The organism is Betaproteobacteria bacterium (assembly GCA_016720855.1).
Taxonomy (GTDB): Bacteria; Pseudomonadota; Gammaproteobacteria; order Burkholderiales; family Usitatibacteraceae; genus FEB-7.
The window spans coordinates 1,316,779-1,337,107 of record JADKJU010000001.1; the positions used below are offsets into that span (position 1 = coordinate 1,316,779).

Consider the following 20,329-nt stretch of genomic DNA (forward strand, 5'->3'; position numbering starts at 1 on the left):
AGCCCGTATGGTCGCCATGTTGAACCGTATTCCTTCTCGTGCCATTTTCGCCGGCGTCTTTCTCGCCTGCGCGTCGCTCATCGGCTTCGGCCTCGTGCTGCAGCACACCGTGGGACTCGATCCCTGCCCCATGTGCATCCTGCAGCGCTATGCGTTCGTGATGATCGGCACCGTCGCCCTCATCGCGGCCATCCACGGCCCGATTCACCTGGGCGTACGGGTCTATTCGTTCCTGATCGCCGCCTTTGCCGTCGCGGGCGGGAGCGTCTCCGTGCGCCAGTCGCTGCTGCAGCGGTTTCCCTCGCCGCAACCGGCCAACTGCATGTCGGGCGACATGGATTTCCTTCTTGGCAATTTCCCGCTCGCGCAGGCCCTTCCCAAGATCTTCGCGGGGACGGGCGATTGCGCCAAGGTCGAATGGAGCCTTTTCGGGCTGTCGATCGCGGAATGGGCGTTCGTGTGGTTCCTGCTGTTCGTCGCGACGTCGGTCTGGCTCGCGATCTTCCGCAAGCGCCCGGCCCCCGCTCTTGCCTGATCGCCGCGCATTTCTCCGGCGCGCCGCTGCCCTCGCGGCGGCGGGGTTCCTCTCGCCCGCCCTCGTCCGCGCCCAGGCCCGCGCGAAGTTCACCGCCTATCCGTTCTCGCTCGGCGTAGCTTCGGGTTCGCCCACGCTTGCCGGCGTCGTCCTGTGGACGCGACTCGCACCCGATCCGCTCGCCGGTGGCGGCCTCGGACCCGAGGGCATCGACGTGCAATGGGAAATCGCCCACGACGAGAAGTTCTCTCGCATCGTGAAACGCGGCACGGCGACGGCCCAGGCCTCACGTGCCCACGCGGTGCACGTGGAAGTCGAAGGGCTCGAGCCTGCGCGCTGGTACCACTACCGATTCATCGCGGGGGGCGAGGCGAGCGCCGTCGGCCGCACGCGCACCGCGCCCGCCGCGGACGCCGCCGATTCGACGCTCCGGCTCGCCCTTGGCTCCTGCCAGCATTACGAACAGGGGCTCTTCGTGGCGCACCGCCATCTCGCCGCGGACTCACCCGACCTCGTCGCCTTCGTGGGGGACTACATCTACGAGCGAAGCCGCAAGGGCACGAACGTGCGGCAGCACCACTCCACCGAGCCGAAGACGCTTGCCGGCTATCGCGACCGCTACGCGCAGTACAAGTCGGACGCGGATCTCCAGGCGGCCCACGCTTGCGCGCCGTGGATCGTCACCTGGGACGACCACGAGGTGTCCAACGATTACGCCAGCGACCGCGGCCAGGACCTCGATCCGGAATTCCTCGAGCGGCGGGCGGCGGGCTACCGCGCCTACTTCGAGCACCTGCCGCTGCGTCCGAGCCTCATGCGCGCCGACGGCGAAGTGCGCATCTACGGCACGCACGCGTGGGGACCGCTCGCCAACCTCTTCGTGCTCGATGACCGCCAGTACCGCGATCACCAGGCGTGCCAGAAGGCCTCTCGCGGGGGCAGCGGCGTCGTCGGCCCGTCGTGCACCCAGCGCGTCGCGGCCGGCCGCACGATGCTGGGCGCCACGCAGGAACGCTGGCTGGACGGGCAATTCCAGGCGTCGAAGGCGCGCTGGAACCTCATCGTGCAGCAGACGCTCATGGCGCCGGCGGGGCATCCGGGCACGAAGGGCATGCAGCACTGGACCGATGGCTGGGACGGCTACCCGTGGGCGCGCGCGCAACTGCTCGATTCGCTCGCGAAGAGCGGCGCCGCGAATCCCGTGGTGCTGGGCGGCGACGTGCACGCCAATTACGTCGCGAACATCCACGCGCGGCCCGACGAGGCCGATTCGCCGGTGATGGCGGCGGAGTTCTGCGGCACTTCCATTTCCGCGCTGGGGCCCGATCCCAAGCGCGTGCTGGCGATCCGCGACGCGAACCCGCACATCAAGTACGCCGACGGATCGCGGCGCGGTTACGTGATGCTCGACATCGGGCACGACCGTATCGAGACCCGGCTTCGCGTGGTCGATTCCGTGAAACGCGAGGACGCCGGCATTTCCACGGCCGCCACCTTCACCGTCGCCGCCGGCCGCCCGGGCCTCGAATAATTTGGGGGCGTGTTCACGAACACGTCCCCAAAAAAAACGCCGCGCGGATGGCGCGGCGGATTCGCTCGGGGGTTACCCCTCGAGGGCGCTACTTGATGTCGAGGATCTTCATGGCCTTGGCCAGGGTGTCGACGGACTCCTGGTGCTTGCCGGCCTTGTGCAGCGCTTCGCCATCGGCGCGGTATTTCGCCACATCCTTCATCTGCGCTTCCGAGATCGCGGGCTTCTTGGCCAGCGCGCCGTCGATCTTCTTCATGTCGGCCGGGCAGTGAAACGCGAACGCCGAGCCGGCGAACAACGTCGCGGCAATGGCTGCAACGATACGCTTCATGGGTCGATGCTCCTCTCGTTCAGGTATGGGTAAGGCGCGCCGAGTCTAACCCAAGGCGGGCGGAAGTGCATGATGCGGGCTGCGATGCCCGAAACCCGATCCTCCCTGCCCGACGCCCCGCTCGGCCCCTACGACGCGGCCGGGTTCCGCCTCGCCACAGGCGCCTCGGCGGGCGCCGGCCTCATTCCCGCGGCCCGGTTCCTGTTCGCCTCCGAAACGATCGCGGTGCCCGTTGCCGGCCCGTTCGCCGGCTGCGAAAAGGGAACCGATGCCTTTGCCGACATTGCCGCCTGGGCCGCGCACCCCACCCCGCTCGCGCACCCGCCGCTCGTCTGGATCGCGGCCGCCGAACGAAAGGCCGGCGTTCGCATCGCCGCGGACGGGCGCTCCTGCGAGCATGCCGGGAAGATCACGCCGCTCGCCCTCGTGCCGAAGATCGCGCTCAACCGGTCGTGGGCCGACGCGTCCACCTTTGCCTATCTCTCAGAGCGCACGGTCACGATGCGCGGCGAGACGGGGCTCGCAGGCGAGTTCACCGCGCGCACGCTCTGGCCCGAGGACTGGCGGCTCGATTCGACCGCGAAGGCCGTCGCACTGACGGAATCACGAACCCCCCGCCTCTGCATCCGCGGCCTCCTGCGGAGCGCCCCGCGAGGCGGCGCCGATTCGCCCCCCGAGACGCACCCGGTGTGGGAACGCCATCCGGGTCGCCGCGACTGGGCCGGCCGCCCGGTGCTCGCGTTCGTGCTCAATGGCGCGCAGGGCGACGACGATGAGGCGTGGGGCGGTCACTTCGCCCTGGCCACCGGTCAACTGCCGGCCGACGGAAGGCTTTCCGACCTGCTCGTCGCCAACTTCTACACGCTCGACTCGGAAAGCGAGAAGGGCATCCTTCCCGCCCCGGTCCCGCTCGACAACTACCTCGCCGACCTGAACGGCGGCCAGGCGTGGTATCGGCCGTCGTACGTGATGCTCGCGATCCTCGCCGACGACCGCGCGCCCGCCCTCGTGCAGGGGGCGCTCAACCGCCTGTACCTGCAGTTCTGGCGTCATCAGCTCGAGTACCGGCACGCGACGATGAACTGCGCCTCGATCAGCGTCGATACCTTGCGTGCGTTGGGTTGGAACCTTCCGAACCGCGGGCCTTCCGACACACCGCTCGCGTGGCTATCCATCCCCGCGAAGATCTTCACGGAAGGCGCAATCGCAGCCGCGCGCAATGCCTACGAATACCTGAGCGAGGACCGCACGCGACTCATGCCCGCGGCAGCCTTCGAGGAGACGGTCTTCAGCCTGATGCAGTTCGTTCGCCACGGCGCAGACCCTGTGGAAGGAGCCCTGGCGAAAATGCTCGCGGAGGATGTCGAGGCGCTGGTCGGCGTGCGCCTTCCGCAGATCCCGTCATCGCGCCGCTGGGGCACGTGGCCCGCCGCCAACCCGCGCGAATACATGAACGCCCTGCCGCGCGACCCGGCCGAACTCCAGGTCGTGCCCGTGCCGCCGCGCCCGTTTCCCGCGGCGCTGCGCGACCCGGATCTGCTGCCCCCGCCCGCACGCCGCTCCACGTTGCCGCTCATCGTTTGGACATTGACCGGCGTGCTGCCGCTGGCGTGGATTGCCGGTGCGATTCGCCGGTTGTTCAGGTCCGCGGCGAAGTGATTCAGGCCGCCAGGCCGCGCACGCCATCCCAGAGCAGCTTCATCCCCACGAGCGTCAGCAACGTGTACGCCACGCGATAGAACACCTCCTGCGACAGGCGGCGCATGAGCCACACGCCGAGCATGATCCCCACGGGCGCCAGCGGCGCGAGCACCAGCGACGTGAGGAGGTTCTTCGCATCGAAGAGCCCGAGCCAGAAATACGGCACGATCTTCACCGCATTGATGACCGCGAAGAAGACCACCGTGGTGCCCACGAGGACCGCCTTGTCGAGTTTCTGCGGCAGGAGATAGACGCTGAGCGGCGGCCCGCCCGAATGCGCGATCGTGCTCGCGAGGCCGGAGAGCGTGGACCAGAAGAAGCCCTTCGCCTTCGAACCCGTCACGGCAGGGGCGTTCGTCCCGCCCGCGCGCACCCGGTGCACCACGAACGCGAGCGCCATCGCGCCAAGCAGCGTGCGTATCATCGCCTCGCTGAAGAAGCGGAACGTGAGTGCGCCCAGCGCGATGCCCGTCACGCCCCCGGCGAGAAGAAGCCCCAGGTTCGCGCGATGGAACGTGCCGCGGTAGGCCACGAGCCCGGTCGCATCCATCACCAGCAGGATCGGCAGCATGATCGCGGCCGCCTGCGGGGTCGGGACCGCCAGCGCGACAAGGGGAGTCGCCATGATGCCCAGCCCGCTGCCGAACCCGCCCTTGGACACGCCCATGATCAGCACCGCGGGAACGGCCACGGCGAAGAAAAACGCTTCGGTGATCACGCCTCGAGCGTGCGCAGGTCCGCGATCGGCTCGGCGAACAGCTTCCCGGATTTCTCGTGGCGAAGGATGTCGGCGGCGACGTCGGCCGGGGCACGCAACTGCCCCGTGGCTTTCATCTGCCGGAATTTCTCGACATCGACGAATTCCTCGGGACTGGCGCTGCGCACCACACCCTGCATGGGCGTATCGATGACGCCGGGGGCGAGGCTCACGACCTGCACGCCCGTCTGTGCCGTCTGCGCTTCCAGCGCCGCCACGCGCGAGACCATGTCGATCCCCGCCTTGGCCGCGCAGTACGCGCCCCAGCCGAAGATGGGGCGGCGGCCCGCTCCGGAGGAGATGTTGATCACGCGGCGCAGCTTCGCCGAAACCTCCGTGGCGAGAAGGAAGCGGCGCATGAGGAGGATGGGCGCGGTGAAGTTGACGGCGAGGCTGCGCTCGAGTTCCAGCGCATCCACGCGGTCGATCATGCCCACGGGCGAGATGGCGCCGGCGTTGTTGATGAGGACCGCCTTGTCGAAACGCTTGCCGCGCAGCCGCTCCACGACACGGTCGAACGCGACGTCGAGGGCGCGGGAGTCGGTCAGGTCCACGAAGAGCTGCGCGCCGCCGGGAATGGGCCCGTCCTGGCCGCGGCCGAGCGCGATGAGCTCGACGTCCTGCTCCGTGCCCAGCTGCGCGGCCAGCGCCTGGCCGAGCCCCTTGGTATGTCCGGTGACGATGTATAGGTTCATGGAATAAAGGGGACAAACCCCATTTCTCTAAAAGGGGTCTGTCCCCTTTTCTGATTCTGCAATTGTCACATGCCGGCGATGACGGTGGCCATCGTGGCGAGGTCGTCGTCGAATCCGCCATGCGTGGTGCTGGAGGTTTCGCCGCCGGGGGCCTTGAAAACCTTCACGGAACGCATCCGCCCGAGATCGGCCGGGAAGTACTTGTCCATGCCGAGGATCGGCACCTCGCGCCCGCCCTCGAAGGACTGCGACACCAGGTAGAGAAGCGAACGGCCGTAACCCAGGATCGGCTTGCAGGTCGGGTCCTGCTGTTCGGCGCTGTCGGTAAGGTGGAATTCCCGGAAACGCTTCACGCGCCCGCTCTCCAGCCACGGCCGCACGCGCTCGTCGAACGTTTCCACGCGGACGGCCGGCGCCATGAAGGAAACGCTCTCGAACTCCCATTCGTGGGCAGCGAACCGGTCGACAAGATACGAGTGGACTATCGAACCCGCCGAGTGCCCGACCAGGTGCAGGCGGATTGGATGCTCGTTCGCAACCTCCGATCCGGCGAGGTGCTTGAAAAGAAGCCGTGCGCCCGAAGTGGCCTCGCCCGAGATCGCCTGCGCGTTCTGCTTCATCTCGCCCCACAGCATCGAGCCCGGCGGCGCAAGAGCGGATTCCAGCCGCTTGTCCCACCAGCGCTTGATCTTGTCGTCGATGTCGAACACCCCGCCCGTCGTCCGCGGAATGCCCTTCACGACATCGGCGAGCCGCCCCTTCATCGTGGACCACAGATCCGACTCCCACATGAGGAAGATCGGGAAGCGCTTCGCCGCATAAAGCGCCGGCCACCACTTACCGCACGTGTCGGCCGCATCACCCTCTCCCACCAACCCGCCGTGCGCATAGATGCACAGGTCCAGCGGCTGGCCGGCCTTGATTCCCCAGTCCTTGCGTGCGGCATCGAGGTAGTCGGTGACGAGCGCGCGCACGTCGTCCTCGCCGGTGCGAAACTCGCCGGAGCCGGAAAGACACCCGTTGTTCTCCATGTCGATGATGTAGGGCGCGAGCTGGTGGCGCGCGAGGACCTTGTCGCCGGAAAGCGCGGCCTTCTTCTTCCCGCTCGCCGGCGTGGCGGAAGCGGCCACTCGTCGATGCTCGTCCGTGACCACGCCCACCTGCACCACCCAGCAGTCCATCGCGTGCTCGGTCCAATCCTCATAGGTGAGCGTGGCATAGCCGCCGTCTCCCCAGTCTTCGCCCCACGAGTTGTGCACGAGGAAGCCGCGCGCGTCATAGCCCACGATCGCGAATGCATGGCCGCCGTCGCCGGGCTTCGCCTTGCGGAAAGGAATCGCCCAGCCCTTGCGCGATTTCGTCTTGCCGTCCTCCAGCCAGCCGTCGTGGCAGGTGGCGCTGGCGTAGAGGATGCCGGTCTCGTTGAGCGCCACGTGCATGTCCGTGACCGAGCGCGTGTCCACCCGGTAATACGCGCCCATCGGGCGGTTCACCGCATCCAGCCAGTAGTCCTCGCCGGGAATGTTGGTCGCCTTCGGCATGTCGATCTGGCTCCACAGCCGCATCGCGCACACGCCGTGCTTGTACCAGCCCTTGAGGGCGCCGCGCAGGCTTGAACCCACGTCGTCGGCCCCGGGATATTCGTCGTAGCGCCTTGCCATCGAGTAGATCATCCAGGGCGAGACCGCCGCCTCCGTCTTGCGGCCGGACTGCTGCAGGAGGTGGTTCACGACGATGGCGAGGGAGAAACCCGTGCAGGCGTTCGAGTTGCCCTGGCTCAGGACCGGGAGCTTCGTCTTCGCGAGGAATTCAAGCGGCGGGACGATGGCGACGGAGGGGAGGTAGGCGCGGTCGCGCAGGTCGACCTTGTCGGGGGTGACGTTGCGGACGGGCTTCTTCGAGGCGGGCGAGCGGGAGGAAGCGGGCGGGGACTTGATGCGGCGCGATTTCGAGGCCATGGACTTCTCCTTCATGGACTTCGCATTGACCCTGCAATGCTACACGCACAGAATGCAAGCGCTATTATTTGTGAGGCGGGTGTTGTCAGACGTTGCTTGCGATCGCGCCTTCGGCTCCGGATCGCGACTTGATGACGCGCGTCGATTCCGTCCTATCGAGGACATCGCCCGATGACACCGTCCCACCCCTTCCCCCTCGAAGGCGGCTGCGACTGCCGCCACATCCGCTACCGGATGGAGACCCGCCCGCTCTTCGTCCACTGCTGCCATTGCCGGTGGTGCCAGCGCGAAAGCGGCGCCTCGTTCGCGCTGAACGCGATGATCGAAGCGGACCGCGTGACGAACCTCGGCGGCGAGCCCGAGATCGTGGACACACCTTCCAACAGCGGCCAGGGCCAGAAGATCGCCCGCTGCCCGCGCTGCAGGATCGCCCTGTGGAGCCACTACGCCGGCGCCGGCCCCGCGGTGAAGTTCGTCCGCGTCGGCACGCTCGATGAGCCCGATCACCTGCCGCCCGACATCCACATCTTCACGGCATCGAAGCAGCCCTGGGTGGTGATCCCGCCAGGCGCACCGTCCGTGCCGGAATACTACGACCGCGAGAAGCACTGGCCCGCGGAAAGCCTCGAGCGCCGCAAGGCGCTGCTCCCCTTGATCGAGGCCTGGCGGGCGACGACCAGGCCGCGAGCCTGACTGCCGGCGACCGGCATTCACGTAGCTCCGGGAACGGCACGAGTATCCGCCACCCAATCTTGTGATTCGTTTGACCCGGCCCCGCCGCGCCGACAGAATGCGGTTCTTGCCACGCTTGCGGAAGATTCCCATGAGGGCCGTCCTGCTCCTGCTGCTCGTTTCGACCACGGCGCTCGCCGATGACGCGGGGATCCTGCGTTGCCGCGCCATCACCGATTCCGCCGCGCGCCTCACCTGCTATGACGCGCTGGTCGTGCCCGTCCCCGGAGCCAAGGCTGCGACCGGCGCGCCCGCTGCCGCCGCGCCGCAGGCCATGCCCGCCGCCGCAACTCCCGGTTCGCCGCAGCCGGCGGCCGCACAGACTCCCGCGCAGTTCGGCCTGGAGTACAAGACTGCACCCGCCCAGCTCGACGCGGTCGAGAGTTCCATTCCCGGCCCGGTCGAAGGATGGGCTCCGGGTTCCCGGATCACCCTCGCCAACGGCCAGGTGTGGCAGGTCACCGACGACAGCCGGGCCGTGCTGTACCTGAAGGATCCGAAGGTGCGCGTCCGGCGCGGCGCGCTCGGCGCGTTCTACCTCGAGATCGACGGCACCAACCGCTCGCCGAAAGTGCAGCGAGTGAAGTAGGACGCACGCCGTGGCAGACCCGGGAAAGCTCGATCGCATCGTCGCCGACGCCCGGCGCGCGGCGGACGAGCGCGCCCTCACCTACCGGGGCCAGGCGCTGAAGATCTATCCGTGGGTGTGCGGGCGCTGCGCGCGCACGTTCACGCGCGCCAACTTGCGCGAGCTCACCGTCCACCATCGCGACCACAATCACGACAACAATCCCGCGGACGGCAGCAACTGGGAATTGCTGTGCGTCTACTGCCACGACAACGAGCACCAGCGGCAACTGGAAGCCACCGGGGGAAGCGCGAAAGAAAAGGGCGCGGCCAGCGCCACCTTCTCGCCCTTCGCGGACCTGAAGGCGTTGCTGGACAGAAAGAAGTAGGCCGCGGCCGCCAGGCCGCTTCGTCCGATTCCACGGGAAGGGAACTGGAGCGCCACGATGTTCATCGGCCATTTCGGCGCGGGCTTCGGCGCCAAGTCGATCGCCCCGCAGATCTCGCTGGGCTGGCTCTTCGCGGCCGCCCAGTTCATCGACCTCCTCTGGCCCACGCTGCTGCTGGCCGGTGTCGAGACCGTGCGCATCGCGCCGGGAGCAACGGCGGTGACCCCGCTCGTCTTCGATCATTACCCGGTATCGCACAGCCTGCTTGCCGTGGCCGGCTGGGCGGTCCTCGTCGGCGGCATCTACCTCGTGCTGAGAAAGGACCGCCGCGGCGCCCTGGTGCTCGCCGCGCTGGTGGTGAGCCACTGGCTGCTCGACGCCATCGTGCACCAGCCGGACCTGCCGCTGTACCCCGGCTCCGCGACGCTCGTGGGAATGAATGCGTGGTCCTCGATACCGCTGTCACTCGCGATCGAGGTGCCGCTCTTCCTGGCCGGTGCCTGGCTCTACGCCCGCCGCACGGCTGCGGTGGATGCGGTCGGGCGCTGGGCGTTCATGGGGCTGGTCGTCTTCCTGCTCGGCATCCAGGCCGGCAATGTCGTCGGACCGCCGCCGCCCAGTGTGCAGGCCATCGCGTGGGTCGGGCAGGCGCAGTGGCTTCTGGTGCTGTGGGGGTACTGGGTCGATAATCACCGTCGCCCCGAATCCCGCCCCTGAACGCCACGCCATGCGATCCCTGCCCCGCCTCTTCGAGAACAACAAGTCCTGGTCCGAGCGCATCCGCAAGCACGACCCCGCGTTCTTCCAGGAACTCGCGCAGCAGCAATCCCCCGAGTACCTCTGGATCGGCTGCGCGGACAGCCGGGTGCCTGCCAACGAGATCGTGGGGCTCCAGCCCGGCGAGCTCTTCGTGCACCGCAACGTCGCGAACGTGGTGGTGCACACGGACCTCAACTGCCTTTCCGTGATCCAGTTCGCGGTCGAGATCCTGAAGGTGCGGCACGTCATCGTCTGCGGCCACTACGGCTGCAGCGGCGTGCGCGCGGCGCTCGGGCGGGAGCGGCTGGGGCTGGTGGAGAACTGGCTGCGCCACGTGCAGGACGTTCGCAACAAGCACGCGGACGTGATCTCGGTGCTCACGGAAGCTGCCGCGCAATCCGACCGGCTGTGCGAGCTCAACGTGATCGAGCAGGTCGTGAACGTCTGCGAGACCTCGATCCTGCGCGACGCGTGGGAGCGCGGCCAGGATGTCTCGGTGCATGGCTGGATCTACGGGCTGCAGGACGGATTGCTGCACGACCTGGGCATGACCGTGAACGCGGCGTCCGACGTCGAGACCCGGCGCGCGGAAGCGCTGGCAGCGCTGGTCGACAGCCGCGCCGCCTGAGTCGCTGGCCGTGCGCCGATTTTTCGTGTTCACCCTGGCTGCCGCGCTCCTTGCCGGATGCGGCGACATTTCCCGCCGCTGGCGCACGGGCGACGTGGGCAAGGCGATGGCGAAGGCGCTGCGCGAGCAGGGCGTGGCCGAGATCGACCTGGGCACGCTGACGCGCTTTTCCTGGGACGAACTCTTCGTGTTCGCCGCGCCCACGCCGCCGCGCGAGGCGTGCCGCAAGCTCCACCTCACGAAGGAAGAGTGCGACAAGCGGATCACGATGACCTCGATCCGGGCCGACGAGACTCTCCTCGTGTTCCGCGAGAACGGGCAGATCGCGCATGTGGAACCGGTCCTGCGCGAGTACGGCGACTTCGCGCGCTCCCTGCAACTGATGCCCTTCAAGCGCGAGCAGGCGAACTTCCTGGTGACGGCCGGCCCGCGCCCTCCTGGCGCACAGACGCCTCTCTTCCTCATTCCCCGTTACATCGTCGAGCAGCGTCAGCATGCCCCGCGACCCGGCTCGGGACCATTCCTGTTCCGGCCCTCCTCTTCGGCGGCAGCCATGCCGGGAGGAGACCAAGGCCGGATCGAGGAACCTTCCCCGGAATCGGCAATGCCCACGATGAGGCAATCCAATGACCGAACCGAAGAACCGGCCAACGAAGGCGAGCGTCGCTGAATTCCTCGCGTCCATCCCCGGCGAGCAGACGCGTGGACCGGTAGACGCGCCACGGTGATAGTCTTGTCGCCATGACCCAGGACACTTGGAACGCCGTCGACCGGTACCTCACCGACGCGCTGGTCAAGCCGGATGCCTCCCTCGATGCAGCGCTGCACGACAGCGACGTGGCCGGGCTTCCCGCGATCAGCGTCTCGCCCCCGCACGGCAAGCTTCTGAACCTGCTGGCGCGCATCCAGGGCGCGCGCAACATCCTCGAGATCGGAACCCTGGGCGGTTACAGCGCCATCTGGCTCGCGCGTGCCCTGCCGCCGGGCGGCGGGCGGCTCATCTCGCTCGAGGTGGACCCGAAGCACGCCGAGATCGCGCGCGCCAACATCGCCCGCGCGGGGTTCGCGAACATCGTGCAGGTGCGCCTGGGCCGCGCCATCGATACGCTGCCGGAGCTGGAACGCGAGGGCGCCGGTCCCTTCGACCTGGTCTTCATCGACGCCGACAAGCAGTCGAACCCGGAGTACTTCGCCTGGGCGCTGAAGCTCTCGCGACGCGGCACGGTGATCGTCGTGGACAACATGGTGCGAAAGGGCGAGGTCGCAAACGCCGCGACCGAGGATGCGGCCGTGCAGGGAGTGCGGCGCCTGGTCGCGATGATGGCCACCGAGCCGCGCGTTTCCACCACCGCCATCCAGACGGTGGGCATCAAGGGATACGACGGTTTCGCGATCGCGCTTGTCGTGACCTGATGGCGAAGGTCTTCATCGCCGGCGCCGGGTATGTGGGAACGGTCGCTGCCGGATTGCTCGCGCAGGCGGGTCATACCGTGGACATCGGGCGGCGCACGGCCCGCGATGAACCCGGTTCGCATGCGATGGACGTCCTCCGCCCGGCCACCTATCCGGCGGCGCTTCGGGAAGCGTCGTGCGTGGTGTACTGCGTCTCGGCCGACGGCTTCACGCCGGAGTCCTACCGCGATGCCTATGTCGAGGGCCTGGCGCGGGTGACCGAAGCGGCCTCGCAGGGCGCGGCGAAACGGCTGATCTTCGTTTCCTCCACGGGCGTGTACGGGCAGGACGACGGCAGCGTCGTGGACGAGAACTCTCCCGCCGAGCCACGCGGCTTCTCGGGCCGGACGATCCTGGAGGGCGAAGCACTTCTTGCCGCCGCATCGATCGAGTCCGCCGCGATCCGCTTTTCCGGCATTTACGGGCCGGGACGCGATCGCCTCATCCGCATGGTGCGCACGCACGCGCCTGTATCCGCGAAGACGCGCTGCGCCATCACCAACCGCATCCACCGCGACGACTGCGCGCGAGCGCTGGTGCATCTCGTCGGGCAGTCGACCGTCGCGCCGCTATACCTCGGCAGCGACGAGGCGCCCACGCCCATGGGCGAAATCCTCGACTGGATCGCCGCGAGGCTTGGCGTCGATCCGCCCCCGCCTGGCGAGGTGGCGGGTGATGCCCCGCAGCGCGGAGGCAACAAGCGCATCTCCAGCGCCCGCCTGCGCGGGGAGGGGTTCCGATTCCTCTACCCCACCTATCGCGAGGGTTTCGGGGCGCTCCTGGCCGCCTCCGACTAGGGTTCACCCGGGGGTCGCGGGCCCGGCTGATTGCGCCAAGACAAGCATTTGCGTGCCTTCCGTGCGAAAATGCCCCGACCCAACCGCCGGAAGGAGAGCTCGATCTTGGCCAAACCCAACTACGCATTCGAAAAGCGCAAACGCGAACTCGACCAGAAGCGCAAGAAAGAAGAAAAACTCCAGCGCAAGATGGCGAACAAGCAGGCGAAAGACGGTGAAGGCGGCGAAGCCGCCCCGGCCCCCGAGGCCGACGCCCCGCCCGCCTGAGTCCGCGAGCCTCCCCCCGGGGGCAACCCCCGATGTATCGCGGCGAAAGATTCAACGGCATATCCCACCTTTCCGGGGCGCTCCTCGCGCTCGTGGGGGCGATCGTCCTCATCGTCATCGGATCGCTGAAGGGGGATCCCTGGAAGATCGTGAGCTTCTCGATCTACGGGGCCACGCTTTTCTCCCTCTTCCTCTTCTCCACGCTCTACCACTCCACGCGCGGCCGGGCGAAGGCGGTCCTGCGCAAGTTCGACCACGCCGCGATCTACCTCCTCATCGCCGGCACCTACACGCCCTTCACGCTGGTGACGCTGAACGGCCCGTGGGGATGGTCGCTCTTCGGCATCGTGTGGGGGCTCGCGATCCTGGGCATCGTGCAGGAGTTGTGGATCGCCAAGGGCGCGCGGATGTTGTCGCTCGCGATCTACCTGATCATGGGCTGGGTGGGGATGGTGGCGGTGGTACCCCTCATCGAGGCGCTCTCGTGGGCCGGGTTCGCGTGGCTGGCGGCGGGCGGCGTGGTGTACACCGCGGGCGTCTTCTTCTACCACTTCGACGAGCGCTTCAAGCACTTCCACGGCATCTGGCACCTCTTCGTTCTCGGCGGAAGTGCCCTGCATTACGTGGCCATCGTCCTTTACGTCGCCTGAAATAGTGAAAAAGGGGACAGACCCCTTTTTCGTAATTGTGCAGCGCAGCATAGCGGCGTATAGTCCAGCGCCACTTGCGTCGGGAACCCGACCGGCGCGGGAGCTTGCATGAGTTCCCCGGCAGCACCGTCACAGGAAGCAGCCTACATCCCGCGCGCGTCCGGCGCGGCGCTCGTGCTCGGCGCCCTCGGCGTCGTGTTTGGCGACATCGGCACGAGCCCGCTCTACGCGCTCAAGGAATGCTTCAGCCCCGAGCACGGCATCGCGCTCACGCCGGACAACGTGATGGGCCTGCTTTCCCTCATCACGTGGTCCATGGCCTGGGTCATCGCCTTCAAGTACCTCTCGGTGATGATGCGCGCGGACAACAACGGCGAGGGCGGCATCCTCGCCCTGCTCGCCCTCGCGCTGCGCGGCCTGGAAGGCGAGCCGCGCAAGCGCTGGTTCGTCATCATGCTCGGCATCTTCGGAGCGTCGATGTTCTACGGCGACAGCATGATCACGCCGGCCATCTCCGTGCTCTCGGCCGTCGAGGGCCTCGAGGTCGCCACACCGGTGTTCTCGCACTGGGTGATCCCGATCACGATCGCGATCCTCACTGGCCTCTTCGTGATCCAGCGCAAGGGCACCGCGAGCGTGGGCGCGCTCTTCGGCCCGATCACCGCCCTGTGGTTCCTCGCCATCGGTACGATCGGCGCCTGGCGCATCGCAGGGAACCCGGCGATCCTGGCGGCCGCCAACCCGGCGTGCGCGGTGCAGTTCCTGGCCGCCAACCCGGTGCTCGGCTTCTTCGTGCTGGGCGCCGTGTTCCTGGCGCTCACCGGCGGCGAGGCGCTGTACGCCGACATGGGGCATTTCGGAAAACGACCGATACGCATCGCGTGGTTCGGCCTCGTGATGCCCTCGCTACTGCTCAACTACTTCGGCCAGGGAGCCTTCGTGCTCGCCCATCCGGAGGCGGTGAAGAATCCCTTCTATTTGATGGTGCCGGCCTGGGGGACGCTGCCGATGGTCGTGCTCGCGACGGCGGCGACCGTGATTGCCTCCCAGGCCGTCATCACGGGCGCCTTCTCGATGACTCGCCAGGCGATCCTGCTCGGCTACATCCCGCGGCTGGAAATCCTGCACACCTCGTCGAAGACGATCGGACAGATCTTCATCCCGTTCGTGAACTGGACGCTGCTCGTGGCGGTGATCCTGCTCGTGCTGGGTTTCAAGACCTCTGGCGATCTCGCCAACGCCTACGGCATCGCGGTCGCCGCGACGATGGTGATCGAATGCCTCCTCGCGATGGTCGTGGCGCACCGGCTGTGGAAATGGTCCCCGCTCGCAACCTTCGGCATCATCGGTTCCATGCTCGTGGTGGACCTCTTCTTTTTCGCCTCGAACGCGGCGAAGTTCCTGCACGGCGGATGGTTCCCGCTCCTCATCGGCGCGGGCTGCTTCACGCTGCTGGTCACCTGGAAGCGCGGGCGCAGGCTCCTGGCGCGACGGCTCGCCGAGCAGGGCATCCCGCTCGAGCCCTTCCTCCGGAGCCTCGCGCTGGGCGAGCCGCATCGGGTACCCGGCACCGCGATCTTCATGACCGGGTCCTCCGCCACCGTCCCCTCGGCGCTCCTGCACAACCTCAAGCACAACAAGGTGCTGCACGAGCGCGTCGTGTTCCTGACGGTCGTGACGCACGACATGCCGACGGTGCCCGTCGAGGACCGCGTCCACTTGAAGCCGCTGGGCGACGGCTTCTGGAAGATCGAAGCCTGGTACGGGTTCAAGGAGCAACCCGACGTGGCGGATATCCTCGAGAGCTGCCGGCTGCGCTACAAGCTAGCGTTCGACCCGATGGAGACGTCGTACTTCCTGTCGCGCGAGACGATCGTCTGCGCCGGCGAGCGGCCCGGCATGGCGACCTGGCGCGACCATCTGTTCGCGTGGATGAACCGCAACGCCACGCGCGCGACGGATTTCTTCAACATCCCGATCAACCGCGTGGTGGAACTCGGCACGCACGTGGACATCTGACCGCGCCCGTCAACGGGGCGGTGCAATTCGCGTTAATCTGTCCAGAGGCGCCGCGCGTTCGTGCGGCGCGGACATCGCTTTCAGGAGACCTCGATGAGCACTCCCGCACCCGGCGGCGCTACCCCCAAGTCAGGCATCCATCCCGGCATCGTCGTCGGCGCCATCGCCGTCGTGCTCTTCGGGGCGGCAGGCGCGGCCTCCTACCTGGGCCTGCTGCCCGGGCAACCGTCGAAAACACCCACGAGCCCGGTCGGCATGGCCTCGCCCGCGCAGCAGGCGGGAACGGTGCCGGACGCCGTGGTGCCGCCGAAGCCGGCCGAACCGGCCCCCGCTCCCACACCGCCTCCTCCCCCGGCTCCCGTTCCGGCTCCGGAACCCGTGATGGCCGCTCCCGCGCAAGCGCCCGTTCCCGCCTATGCCCCCATGGCGACAGCGCCCGCTCCCCAGGCTGCGCCGGCTCCGATGCAGGCCCAGCCCCAGCCTGCCCCTGAAAAGCCGCGCGTGGCCAGGCCGGCGCCCGCCCCTGCAGCGCCCGTTGCCGGGAGTCCGGCACCCGGCACACCCAGCTATGCCACCAGCGCGCCGGCCTATGCCCCGAGCGCCCCGCCCCCGGCCATGGTCGCGCCCGAACCAGCTCCGCCTCCGCCCCCGGCGATCTGTCGCGACTGCGGCACCGTCGCCTCCATCACGCCGATCGAACAGAAGGGTGAAGGAAGCGGCGCCGGCGCGGTGATAGGCGGCGTCCTGGGCGGCGTGCTCGGCCACCAGGTGGGCGGAGGCCGCGGCAAGGATGTGGCCACCGTCGCGGGCGCGCTCGGCGGCGCCCTGGTCGGCAACGAGGTCGAGAAGAACAGGAACACGGTCACGGCCTGGGACGTGCGCGTGAGGCTGGATGACGGCTCCAGCAGGGTGGTCCGCATGAATTCCGAACCTTCGTGGCGCGCGGGCGACAAGGTCCGGATCGACAACGGCAAGCTCGTCCGCCGCTGATATTCCGTCCTACTTGGGCGGCGGAGGCGGCTCGGGACCCACGAAGTCCAGCGCGCCCGCCGACCCGTCGATGCGCAGCGTGTTGCCGGTCACCCTCACGTTCGTGGAGCTGCGCAGCACATTGAGTATCCGGTCCTCGATCGCCATCCGCGAGTCGTCGCACATGCGCTTGCTGGAGGCGATGTGCGAAAAGACGATCGCCCCCGCCCCCACGGTGTCCTGGAAGTAGCGGCCCATGATGCGGTTGCAGCCGGAGAAACCCGTCACCGCGCCGTCACCGAACTCGAGGTGAGGCGCCTCTCCAGAAACCTTGCGCTCGGTGATCAGTATCCATTTCGTCCCGGTGAACGGAAGCGGAGGCGGCTCGCGCTTCACGGGCACCAGCGGGCAGGCGGCCAGCAGCGGGACAAAGGCAAGGGCAAGCAGGCGCTTCATGACCCCCTCCCCTGGCTCGCCTGCCACTGGGCCTCGAGTTCCTTGCCGGTCTTGTAGCCGGGCACCTTGAAGACAAGGCGCCTGGCAGTCTGGATGCGCGGGTTCATGCCATTCACCTCTTCCTTCCAGTAGCGTTGGGCAAGTTCGAGATTACGCTTCTCGTCCATCAGAAAGTATTTCCTCGACGATTGACCGCCGAAGATGTAGAGCCTGCCGTCGATGATCTTCCAGGTATCCGGGTCGCCGCCCCAGGGGATCGCGTAGGCGATTCCGTTGGCACAGAAGCCGCCGAACTGCGGCGCGTATTTCAAGGGCTCCTTCACGAAGAGATCGCGGTTCTCCGCGCTCGCGAAGCGGTAGGTGACGCCGTCGTGGTCGGCCTTGATTGCAGGGCTGCCGGCCACGTGGCGCCCTTGCGTGAAGTAGGCAACGGGGTCGTGGCCCTTGAGCATCAGGCTTGCGTCCGCTCCGTCGGAGATCGTGTTCACCGTCTGACAGGCCGCGAGCAGGAGGCCGGCGGCCGCGAGTAGCGCCGCGCGCAATGCGGGGGAGAATGCCATGCGGGATTTTCCTGTCACTTGAGTAGCCAGCCGATGCCGTCGATCACCAGGTCGACAACCGCCGGTGTGGAATTCATGGGAGAAATATTCCGCGTCCACGAACTGTCGCGGGGCGCATTCTTGTGCGTGGCGACCAGCGACTCGAACGCAGCGGCAAGCTCCTGGGCGTTGGGAGCGGTGTGCTTGCGATGGGCCTCCGAGAACGCAGCGAGCGCCTTTTCGACCGCGTCGGCGTCCAGCACCGAGATCGGCGAGCGGCAGTAGGGGCAGGCGCTGTCGCGGGCGAGATCCACCACCGCGCCGCAGCTCGAGCAGCGCACCTGCGAGACAGTCGCCTTCAGCCGGTCGATTTCCGGCTGGGAAAGCGAGCGCACGAACTCCTTCTCGCGCAGGAACTGGATGAACGTGGTGAGGCGGCCGTGGCCGTTCGGGCAGCGGTAGTAGTTCAGGCGGTTGGTGCGCTGGATGTCCTGCGTGAGCGCGAGCTTCGCCTTGCAGTGCGGGCAGCCCATGAAATCGGCGAGCGCGCGCGCCGCATCGCCATGGTGCTCGTGAATCACCCGGAAGAGCTCGATCACGGATGCGGGCGCGAGCCCCGTGCTTTCGTACGGGTCGAACCAGATCGCGTGGCAGTCCCAGCAGAAGTCGAGAGTCACTTCGCCGTGGACCTGGCGTCCGAAGCGCCGGTTGTCCATCGGAGCGCGGCAACTCGGGCAGGCAAGGGTTGTCGTCATGGCGTGCCGCAAGGTTACCGGCCGCGCCGGCATGGGGCAACCCTGTGCAATACTTTCCGCCATGTGCAGCCGCTACTTCCTCGACGCCGACGGCAACGTGATCGCCTACACGTTCAACGTGCCCGTGCACGACCGCATCCGCAAGCGCTTCAACATCGCGCCCACGCAGGAAGCGCCGGTCGTGCGGATGACGGATGCCGGGGTGCGCGGGGTGGCGATGTTGCGCTGGGGTCTGGTGCCCTCCTGGGCGAGGGATCCCGCCATCGGCAACAGGATGATCAACGCGAGGAGCGAGACGGCCGCCGAAAAGCCCTCGTTTCGCAACGCGATGAAGAGCCGTCGCTGCCTCGTGCCCGCCAGCGGCTTCTACGAGTGGACGGGGGTCGCGGGCCACAAGATTGCGCACGCCATCACCCTGGCCGACCAGCCGGTGTTCGCATTCGCCGGCCTTTGGGAGTCCTGGCTCGACAAGTCGAACCCGGGATTGCCGCCCGTGGAGACCTATACGCTTCTCACGACGGGCGCCAACCGCGCGCTCTCGACCATCCACGATCGCATGCCGGTGATCCTGGCGCCGGCAGACCACCAGGCATGGCTCGAGGCGCCGGCCCGGGACGCCGCGCAGCTTCTCAGGCCCTATGCCGACGAGCCGATGCGCGAGCGCGTGGTCTCGACGCGAGTGAACAATCCGAGGAACGAGTCGCCCGATCTGCTCGGATCCGCCGACGAACCGCCGCAGCCGTCAGGAATGCCGGGTTGAATCCGCTTCGGCCCCGGCGCGCGTGCCCCGCGTCGCCTCTCGAAAAAGGCCGACCGCAATGAGGGCCACACGGGCAAAGGCCAGTGCCCGCCTTGCAAGCCCGAGGACCCTTGCCACCCGGTCCCGGCCCACCCCATCGACCGCGAGGTTGAATGCCAGGTTGCGCACGGGGCCGGCACTGGCAAGCGCCACCCCGGCCTGCGACCACGTGAGGTTCCTGCGCACCGCCTCGACCTCGCCACGCATCTTCAGCCGGTAGAGCGAACACTGGGCGAGCAGCAAGTCCTTGCGCAGCGCCAGTTCACGGGCGGAATCACTCATCGTCACCCCGCAATTGTTCCAGATCGCGCTTGAATTCGGCGAGCGTCGCGGAAAACGGGGGCGGGCTGTTGTTCATCAGGTCCTGCAGGCGAAGCGCTGCCCAGGCGCCGATGCCGACATAGGCCAGCGTGACCCCGCCGATCGCAGCCAGGCGATGCGTGTCCCAGAACAGGACGACGAAGAAGAAGGCCAGGAAGAGGAATCCGGCGGCAAGGAAGAACGCGGCCACGACGGCCAGGAGCAGCATCTGCTTGTGCAGCAGCGAATGCTCCTTCAACTCGACCGCGATGAGATCGATGCGCACGCGCACGAGCGCCAGCGCCGTGGCGCCCAGCGCGCGCAACGATTCGATCAGGCCTGCCCCCTGGGCTTCGGACATCTGCTGACCGGGTCCCGCCCGCCTAGCGGCGGTTCAGCAGCATGCCGACCGCGAGCCCGACAAGGACGCCCACGCCGGCCGTGATGCCGATCGCCTGCCACGGCTTGTCGTGAACATAATTGTCGGTCGCCTCGGCCGCGACCTTGGCCTTCTCGGCCGCCGTGTGCTCGAGCTGGACCAATTTGTCCTTCGCGGCAGCCAGGTTCTGCTCGACGCCAGCGCGCCATGCATTGGCCTTGTCGCCACCCGCACTGGCCACCGACTTCAGCAATTGCTCGGTTTCCGCAATCACCGTGTTGAAATCCTGGAGGAGTTTTTCTCTCGTCACTTCGACCGGCTGCGTCATGGTGAGCCTCGCTCTGGTGGCCATCGGAAGCGGGGA

The 20,329-nt window shown here is 67.7% G+C and carries 26 protein-coding genes; 16 read left to right on the plus strand and 10 right to left on the minus strand.

Features of this window, described 5'->3' with window-relative positions:
- Window positions 1-16: 16 nt before the first annotated feature.
- The gene (locus IPP91_05780) at window positions 17-535 is read left to right on the plus strand and encodes a disulfide bond formation protein B (protein MBL0141572.1); all 519 of its coding nucleotides are present in this window, start codon (window positions 17-19) and stop codon (window positions 533-535) included.
- Window positions 528-2,066, plus strand: a complete 1,539-nt coding sequence (locus IPP91_05785; GenBank protein ID MBL0141573.1) for an alkaline phosphatase D family protein — start codon at window positions 528-530, stop codon at window positions 2,064-2,066. Before IPP91_05780 ends, IPP91_05785 begins: the two co-directional genes overlap by 8 nt.
- Window positions 2,067-2,154: 88 nt before the next feature.
- Here the strand turns inward: IPP91_05785 and IPP91_05790 are convergent, their stop codons facing one another.
- A complete protein-coding gene (locus IPP91_05790; GenBank protein MBL0141574.1) occupies window positions 2,155-2,397 on the minus strand; it encodes a hypothetical protein in 243 nt (80 codons plus the stop codon).
- 84 nt (window positions 2,398-2,481) lie between these two features.
- On the opposite strand from IPP91_05790, the gene IPP91_05795 reads away from it, so the two are divergent.
- Complete coding sequence (locus IPP91_05795) at window positions 2,482-4,056, plus strand: hypothetical protein (GenBank protein ID MBL0141575.1); 1,575 nt, start codon at window positions 2,482-2,484, stop codon at window positions 4,054-4,056.
- A 1-nt stretch (window position 4,057) separates the two neighbouring features.
- On the opposite strand, the gene IPP91_05800 is transcribed toward IPP91_05795, so the two are convergent.
- The 3 genes from IPP91_05800 to IPP91_05810 all read right to left on the minus strand — a co-directional run bounded on the left by IPP91_05800 (window position 4,058) and on the right by IPP91_05810 (window position 7,508).
- Window positions 4,058-4,765, minus strand: a complete 708-nt coding sequence (locus IPP91_05800; GenBank protein MBL0141576.1) for a sulfite exporter TauE/SafE family protein — start codon at window positions 4,763-4,765, stop codon at window positions 4,058-4,060.
- 47 nt (window positions 4,766-4,812) lie between these two features.
- A complete protein-coding gene (locus IPP91_05805) occupies window positions 4,813-5,550 on the minus strand; it encodes an SDR family NAD(P)-dependent oxidoreductase (protein MBL0141577.1) in 738 nt (245 codons plus the stop codon).
- Window positions 5,551-5,615: 65 nt separating this feature from the next.
- Window positions 5,616-7,508 (minus strand): C1 family peptidase, encoded by a 1,893-nt coding sequence (locus IPP91_05810; protein ID MBL0141578.1) that lies wholly within the window; start codon window positions 7,506-7,508, stop codon window positions 5,616-5,618.
- A 171-nt stretch (window positions 7,509-7,679) separates the two neighbouring features.
- Here IPP91_05810 and IPP91_05815 point away from each other — a divergent pair, with 171 nt between their 5' ends.
- The 12 genes from IPP91_05815 to IPP91_05870 all read left to right on the plus strand — a co-directional run bounded on the left by IPP91_05815 (window position 7,680) and on the right by IPP91_05870 (window position 16,758).
- Window positions 7,680-8,201: a GFA family protein gene (locus IPP91_05815; protein MBL0141579.1), complete on the plus strand. Its 522-nt coding sequence runs from the start codon at window positions 7,680-7,682 to the stop codon at window positions 8,199-8,201.
- 130 nt (window positions 8,202-8,331) lie between these two features.
- On the plus strand, window positions 8,332-8,829 hold the full coding sequence (locus IPP91_05820; protein ID MBL0141580.1) for a hypothetical protein: 498 nt from the start codon (window positions 8,332-8,334) through the stop codon (window positions 8,827-8,829).
- 10 nt (window positions 8,830-8,839) lie between these two features.
- On the plus strand, window positions 8,840-9,196 hold the full coding sequence (locus tag IPP91_05825; GenBank protein ID MBL0141581.1) for an HNH nuclease family protein: 357 nt from the start codon (window positions 8,840-8,842) through the stop codon (window positions 9,194-9,196).
- Between the two features lie 57 nt (window positions 9,197-9,253).
- The gene (locus IPP91_05830) at window positions 9,254-9,913 is read left to right on the plus strand and encodes a metal-dependent hydrolase (protein ID MBL0141582.1); all 660 of its coding nucleotides are present in this window, start codon (window positions 9,254-9,256) and stop codon (window positions 9,911-9,913) included.
- 10 nt (window positions 9,914-9,923) lie between these two features.
- Window positions 9,924-10,583, plus strand: coding sequence for a carbonate dehydratase (gene can / locus IPP91_05835; GenBank protein ID MBL0141583.1), 660 nt, complete (start codon window positions 9,924-9,926; stop codon window positions 10,581-10,583).
- A 10-nt stretch (window positions 10,584-10,593) separates the two neighbouring features.
- Window positions 10,594-11,253 (plus strand): hypothetical protein, encoded by a 660-nt coding sequence (locus tag IPP91_05840; GenBank protein MBL0141584.1) that lies wholly within the window; start codon window positions 10,594-10,596, stop codon window positions 11,251-11,253.
- A 71-nt stretch (window positions 11,254-11,324) separates the two neighbouring features.
- Window positions 11,325-11,996, plus strand: coding sequence for an O-methyltransferase (locus tag IPP91_05845; protein ID MBL0141585.1), 672 nt, complete (start codon window positions 11,325-11,327; stop codon window positions 11,994-11,996).
- Window positions 11,996-12,832, plus strand: a complete 837-nt coding sequence (locus IPP91_05850; GenBank protein ID MBL0141586.1) for an NAD-dependent epimerase/dehydratase family protein — start codon at window positions 11,996-11,998, stop codon at window positions 12,830-12,832. Before IPP91_05845 ends, IPP91_05850 begins: the two co-directional genes overlap by 1 nt.
- 105 nt (window positions 12,833-12,937) lie before the next feature.
- On the plus strand, window positions 12,938-13,099 hold the full coding sequence (locus tag IPP91_05855; protein ID MBL0141587.1) for a hypothetical protein: 162 nt from the start codon (window positions 12,938-12,940) through the stop codon (window positions 13,097-13,099).
- Window positions 13,100-13,131: 32 nt separating this feature from the next.
- Window positions 13,132-13,749 carry a hemolysin III family protein gene (locus IPP91_05860; GenBank protein ID MBL0141588.1) on the plus strand — a complete coding sequence of 206 codons (618 nt, stop codon included), beginning with the start codon at window positions 13,132-13,134 and terminating at the stop codon, window positions 13,747-13,749.
- Between the two features lie 108 nt (window positions 13,750-13,857).
- Window positions 13,858-15,768, plus strand: coding sequence for a potassium transporter Kup (locus tag IPP91_05865; GenBank protein ID MBL0141589.1), 1,911 nt, complete (start codon window positions 13,858-13,860; stop codon window positions 15,766-15,768).
- A 93-nt stretch (window positions 15,769-15,861) separates the two neighbouring features.
- Window positions 15,862-16,758 carry a glycine zipper 2TM domain-containing protein gene (locus IPP91_05870; protein MBL0141590.1) on the plus strand — a complete coding sequence of 299 codons (897 nt, stop codon included), beginning with the start codon at window positions 15,862-15,864 and terminating at the stop codon, window positions 16,756-16,758.
- Window positions 16,759-16,767: 9 nt separating this feature from the next.
- On the opposite strand, the gene IPP91_05875 is transcribed toward IPP91_05870, so the two are convergent.
- Genes IPP91_05875 through IPP91_05885 form a run of 3 tightly spaced genes read right to left on the minus strand, consistent with a single transcriptional unit; the run spans window position 16,768 to window position 18,487 of the window.
- Window positions 16,768-17,193, minus strand: a complete 426-nt coding sequence (locus IPP91_05875) for an META domain-containing protein (GenBank protein MBL0141591.1) — start codon at window positions 17,191-17,193, stop codon at window positions 16,768-16,770.
- Complete coding sequence (locus IPP91_05880; GenBank protein MBL0141592.1) at window positions 17,190-17,753, minus strand: hypothetical protein; 564 nt, start codon at window positions 17,751-17,753, stop codon at window positions 17,190-17,192. The genes IPP91_05875 and IPP91_05880 overlap by 4 nt, the downstream gene beginning before the upstream one ends.
- Before the next feature lie 14 nt (window positions 17,754-17,767).
- Complete coding sequence (locus IPP91_05885) at window positions 17,768-18,487, minus strand: zf-TFIIB domain-containing protein (GenBank protein MBL0141593.1); 720 nt, start codon at window positions 18,485-18,487, stop codon at window positions 17,768-17,770.
- 61 nt (window positions 18,488-18,548) lie between these two features.
- On the opposite strand from IPP91_05885, the gene IPP91_05890 reads away from it, so the two are divergent.
- Window positions 18,549-19,247 carry an SOS response-associated peptidase gene (locus IPP91_05890; protein ID MBL0141594.1) on the plus strand — a complete coding sequence of 233 codons (699 nt, stop codon included), beginning with the start codon at window positions 18,549-18,551 and terminating at the stop codon, window positions 19,245-19,247.
- Here IPP91_05890 and IPP91_05895 read toward each other — a convergent pair.
- The 3 genes from IPP91_05895 to IPP91_05905 are packed head-to-tail and all read right to left on the minus strand — an operon-like array spanning window position 19,230 to window position 20,293.
- Window positions 19,230-19,568, minus strand: coding sequence for a hypothetical protein (locus IPP91_05895; protein ID MBL0141595.1), 339 nt, complete (start codon window positions 19,566-19,568; stop codon window positions 19,230-19,232). The genes IPP91_05890 and IPP91_05895 overlap by 18 nt on opposite strands.
- Window positions 19,561-19,947 carry a phage holin family protein gene (locus tag IPP91_05900; protein MBL0141596.1) on the minus strand — a complete coding sequence of 129 codons (387 nt, stop codon included), beginning with the start codon at window positions 19,945-19,947 and terminating at the stop codon, window positions 19,561-19,563. The genes IPP91_05895 and IPP91_05900 overlap by 8 nt, the downstream gene beginning before the upstream one ends.
- A gap of 22 nt (window positions 19,948-19,969) precedes the next feature.
- Window positions 19,970-20,293, minus strand: a complete 324-nt coding sequence (locus IPP91_05905) for a DUF883 domain-containing protein (protein MBL0141597.1) — start codon at window positions 20,291-20,293, stop codon at window positions 19,970-19,972.
- Window positions 20,294-20,329: the final 36 nt, after the last annotated feature.

What these genes read in the sequence shown, in the direction of transcription:
- IPP91_05865 (MBL0141589.1), top strand. Translation starts at nt 13,858, where the DNA reads ATGAGTTCCCCGGCAGCACCGTCACAGGAAGCAGCCTACATCCCGCGC.
- IPP91_05870 (MBL0141590.1), top strand. Translation starts at nt 15,862, where the DNA reads ATGAGCACTCCCGCACCCGGCGGCGCTACCCCCAAGTCAGGCATCCAT.
- IPP91_05795 (MBL0141575.1), top strand. Translation starts at nt 2,482, where the DNA reads ATGCCCGAAACCCGATCCTCCCTGCCCGACGCCCCGCTCGGCCCCTAC.
- IPP91_05860 (MBL0141588.1), top strand. Translation starts at nt 13,132, where the DNA reads ATGTATCGCGGCGAAAGATTCAACGGCATATCCCACCTTTCCGGGGCG.
- IPP91_05800 (MBL0141576.1), bottom strand. Translation starts at nt 4,765, where the DNA reads ATGGGCGTGTCCAAGGGCGGGTTCGGCAGCGGGCTGGGCATCATGGCG.
- IPP91_05885 (MBL0141593.1), bottom strand. Translation starts at nt 18,487, where the DNA reads ATGACGACAACCCTTGCCTGCCCGAGTTGCCGCGCTCCGATGGACAAC.
- IPP91_05875 (MBL0141591.1), bottom strand. Translation starts at nt 17,193, where the DNA reads ATGAAGCGCCTGCTTGCCCTTGCCTTTGTCCCGCTGCTGGCCGCCTGC.
- IPP91_05790 (MBL0141574.1), bottom strand. Translation starts at nt 2,397, where the DNA reads ATGAAGCGTATCGTTGCAGCCATTGCCGCGACGTTGTTCGCCGGCTCG.
- IPP91_05780 (MBL0141572.1), top strand. Translation starts at nt 17, where the DNA reads ATGTTGAACCGTATTCCTTCTCGTGCCATTTTCGCCGGCGTCTTTCTC.
- IPP91_05850 (MBL0141586.1), top strand. Translation starts at nt 11,996, where the DNA reads ATGGCGAAGGTCTTCATCGCCGGCGCCGGGTATGTGGGAACGGTCGCT.
- IPP91_05905 (MBL0141597.1), bottom strand. Translation starts at nt 20,293, where the DNA reads ATGACGCAGCCGGTCGAAGTGACGAGAGAAAAACTCCTCCAGGATTTC.
- IPP91_05805 (MBL0141577.1), bottom strand. Translation starts at nt 5,550, where the DNA reads ATGAACCTATACATCGTCACCGGACATACCAAGGGGCTCGGCCAGGCG.
- IPP91_05880 (MBL0141592.1), bottom strand. Translation starts at nt 17,753, where the DNA reads ATGGCATTCTCCCCCGCATTGCGCGCGGCGCTACTCGCGGCCGCCGGC.
- IPP91_05815 (MBL0141579.1), top strand. Translation starts at nt 7,680, where the DNA reads ATGACACCGTCCCACCCCTTCCCCCTCGAAGGCGGCTGCGACTGCCGC.
- IPP91_05900 (MBL0141596.1), bottom strand. Translation starts at nt 19,947, where the DNA reads ATGTCCGAAGCCCAGGGGGCAGGCCTGATCGAATCGTTGCGCGCGCTG.
- can (MBL0141583.1), top strand. Translation starts at nt 9,924, where the DNA reads ATGCGATCCCTGCCCCGCCTCTTCGAGAACAACAAGTCCTGGTCCGAG.
- IPP91_05890 (MBL0141594.1), top strand. Translation starts at nt 18,549, where the DNA reads ATGTGCAGCCGCTACTTCCTCGACGCCGACGGCAACGTGATCGCCTAC.
- IPP91_05830 (MBL0141582.1), top strand. Translation starts at nt 9,254, where the DNA reads ATGTTCATCGGCCATTTCGGCGCGGGCTTCGGCGCCAAGTCGATCGCC.
- IPP91_05810 (MBL0141578.1), bottom strand. Translation starts at nt 7,508, where the DNA reads ATGGCCTCGAAATCGCGCCGCATCAAGTCCCCGCCCGCTTCCTCCCGC.
- IPP91_05820 (MBL0141580.1), top strand. Translation starts at nt 8,332, where the DNA reads ATGAGGGCCGTCCTGCTCCTGCTGCTCGTTTCGACCACGGCGCTCGCC.
- IPP91_05845 (MBL0141585.1), top strand. Translation starts at nt 11,325, where the DNA reads ATGACCCAGGACACTTGGAACGCCGTCGACCGGTACCTCACCGACGCG.
- IPP91_05895 (MBL0141595.1), bottom strand. Translation starts at nt 19,568, where the DNA reads ATGAGTGATTCCGCCCGTGAACTGGCGCTGCGCAAGGACTTGCTGCTC.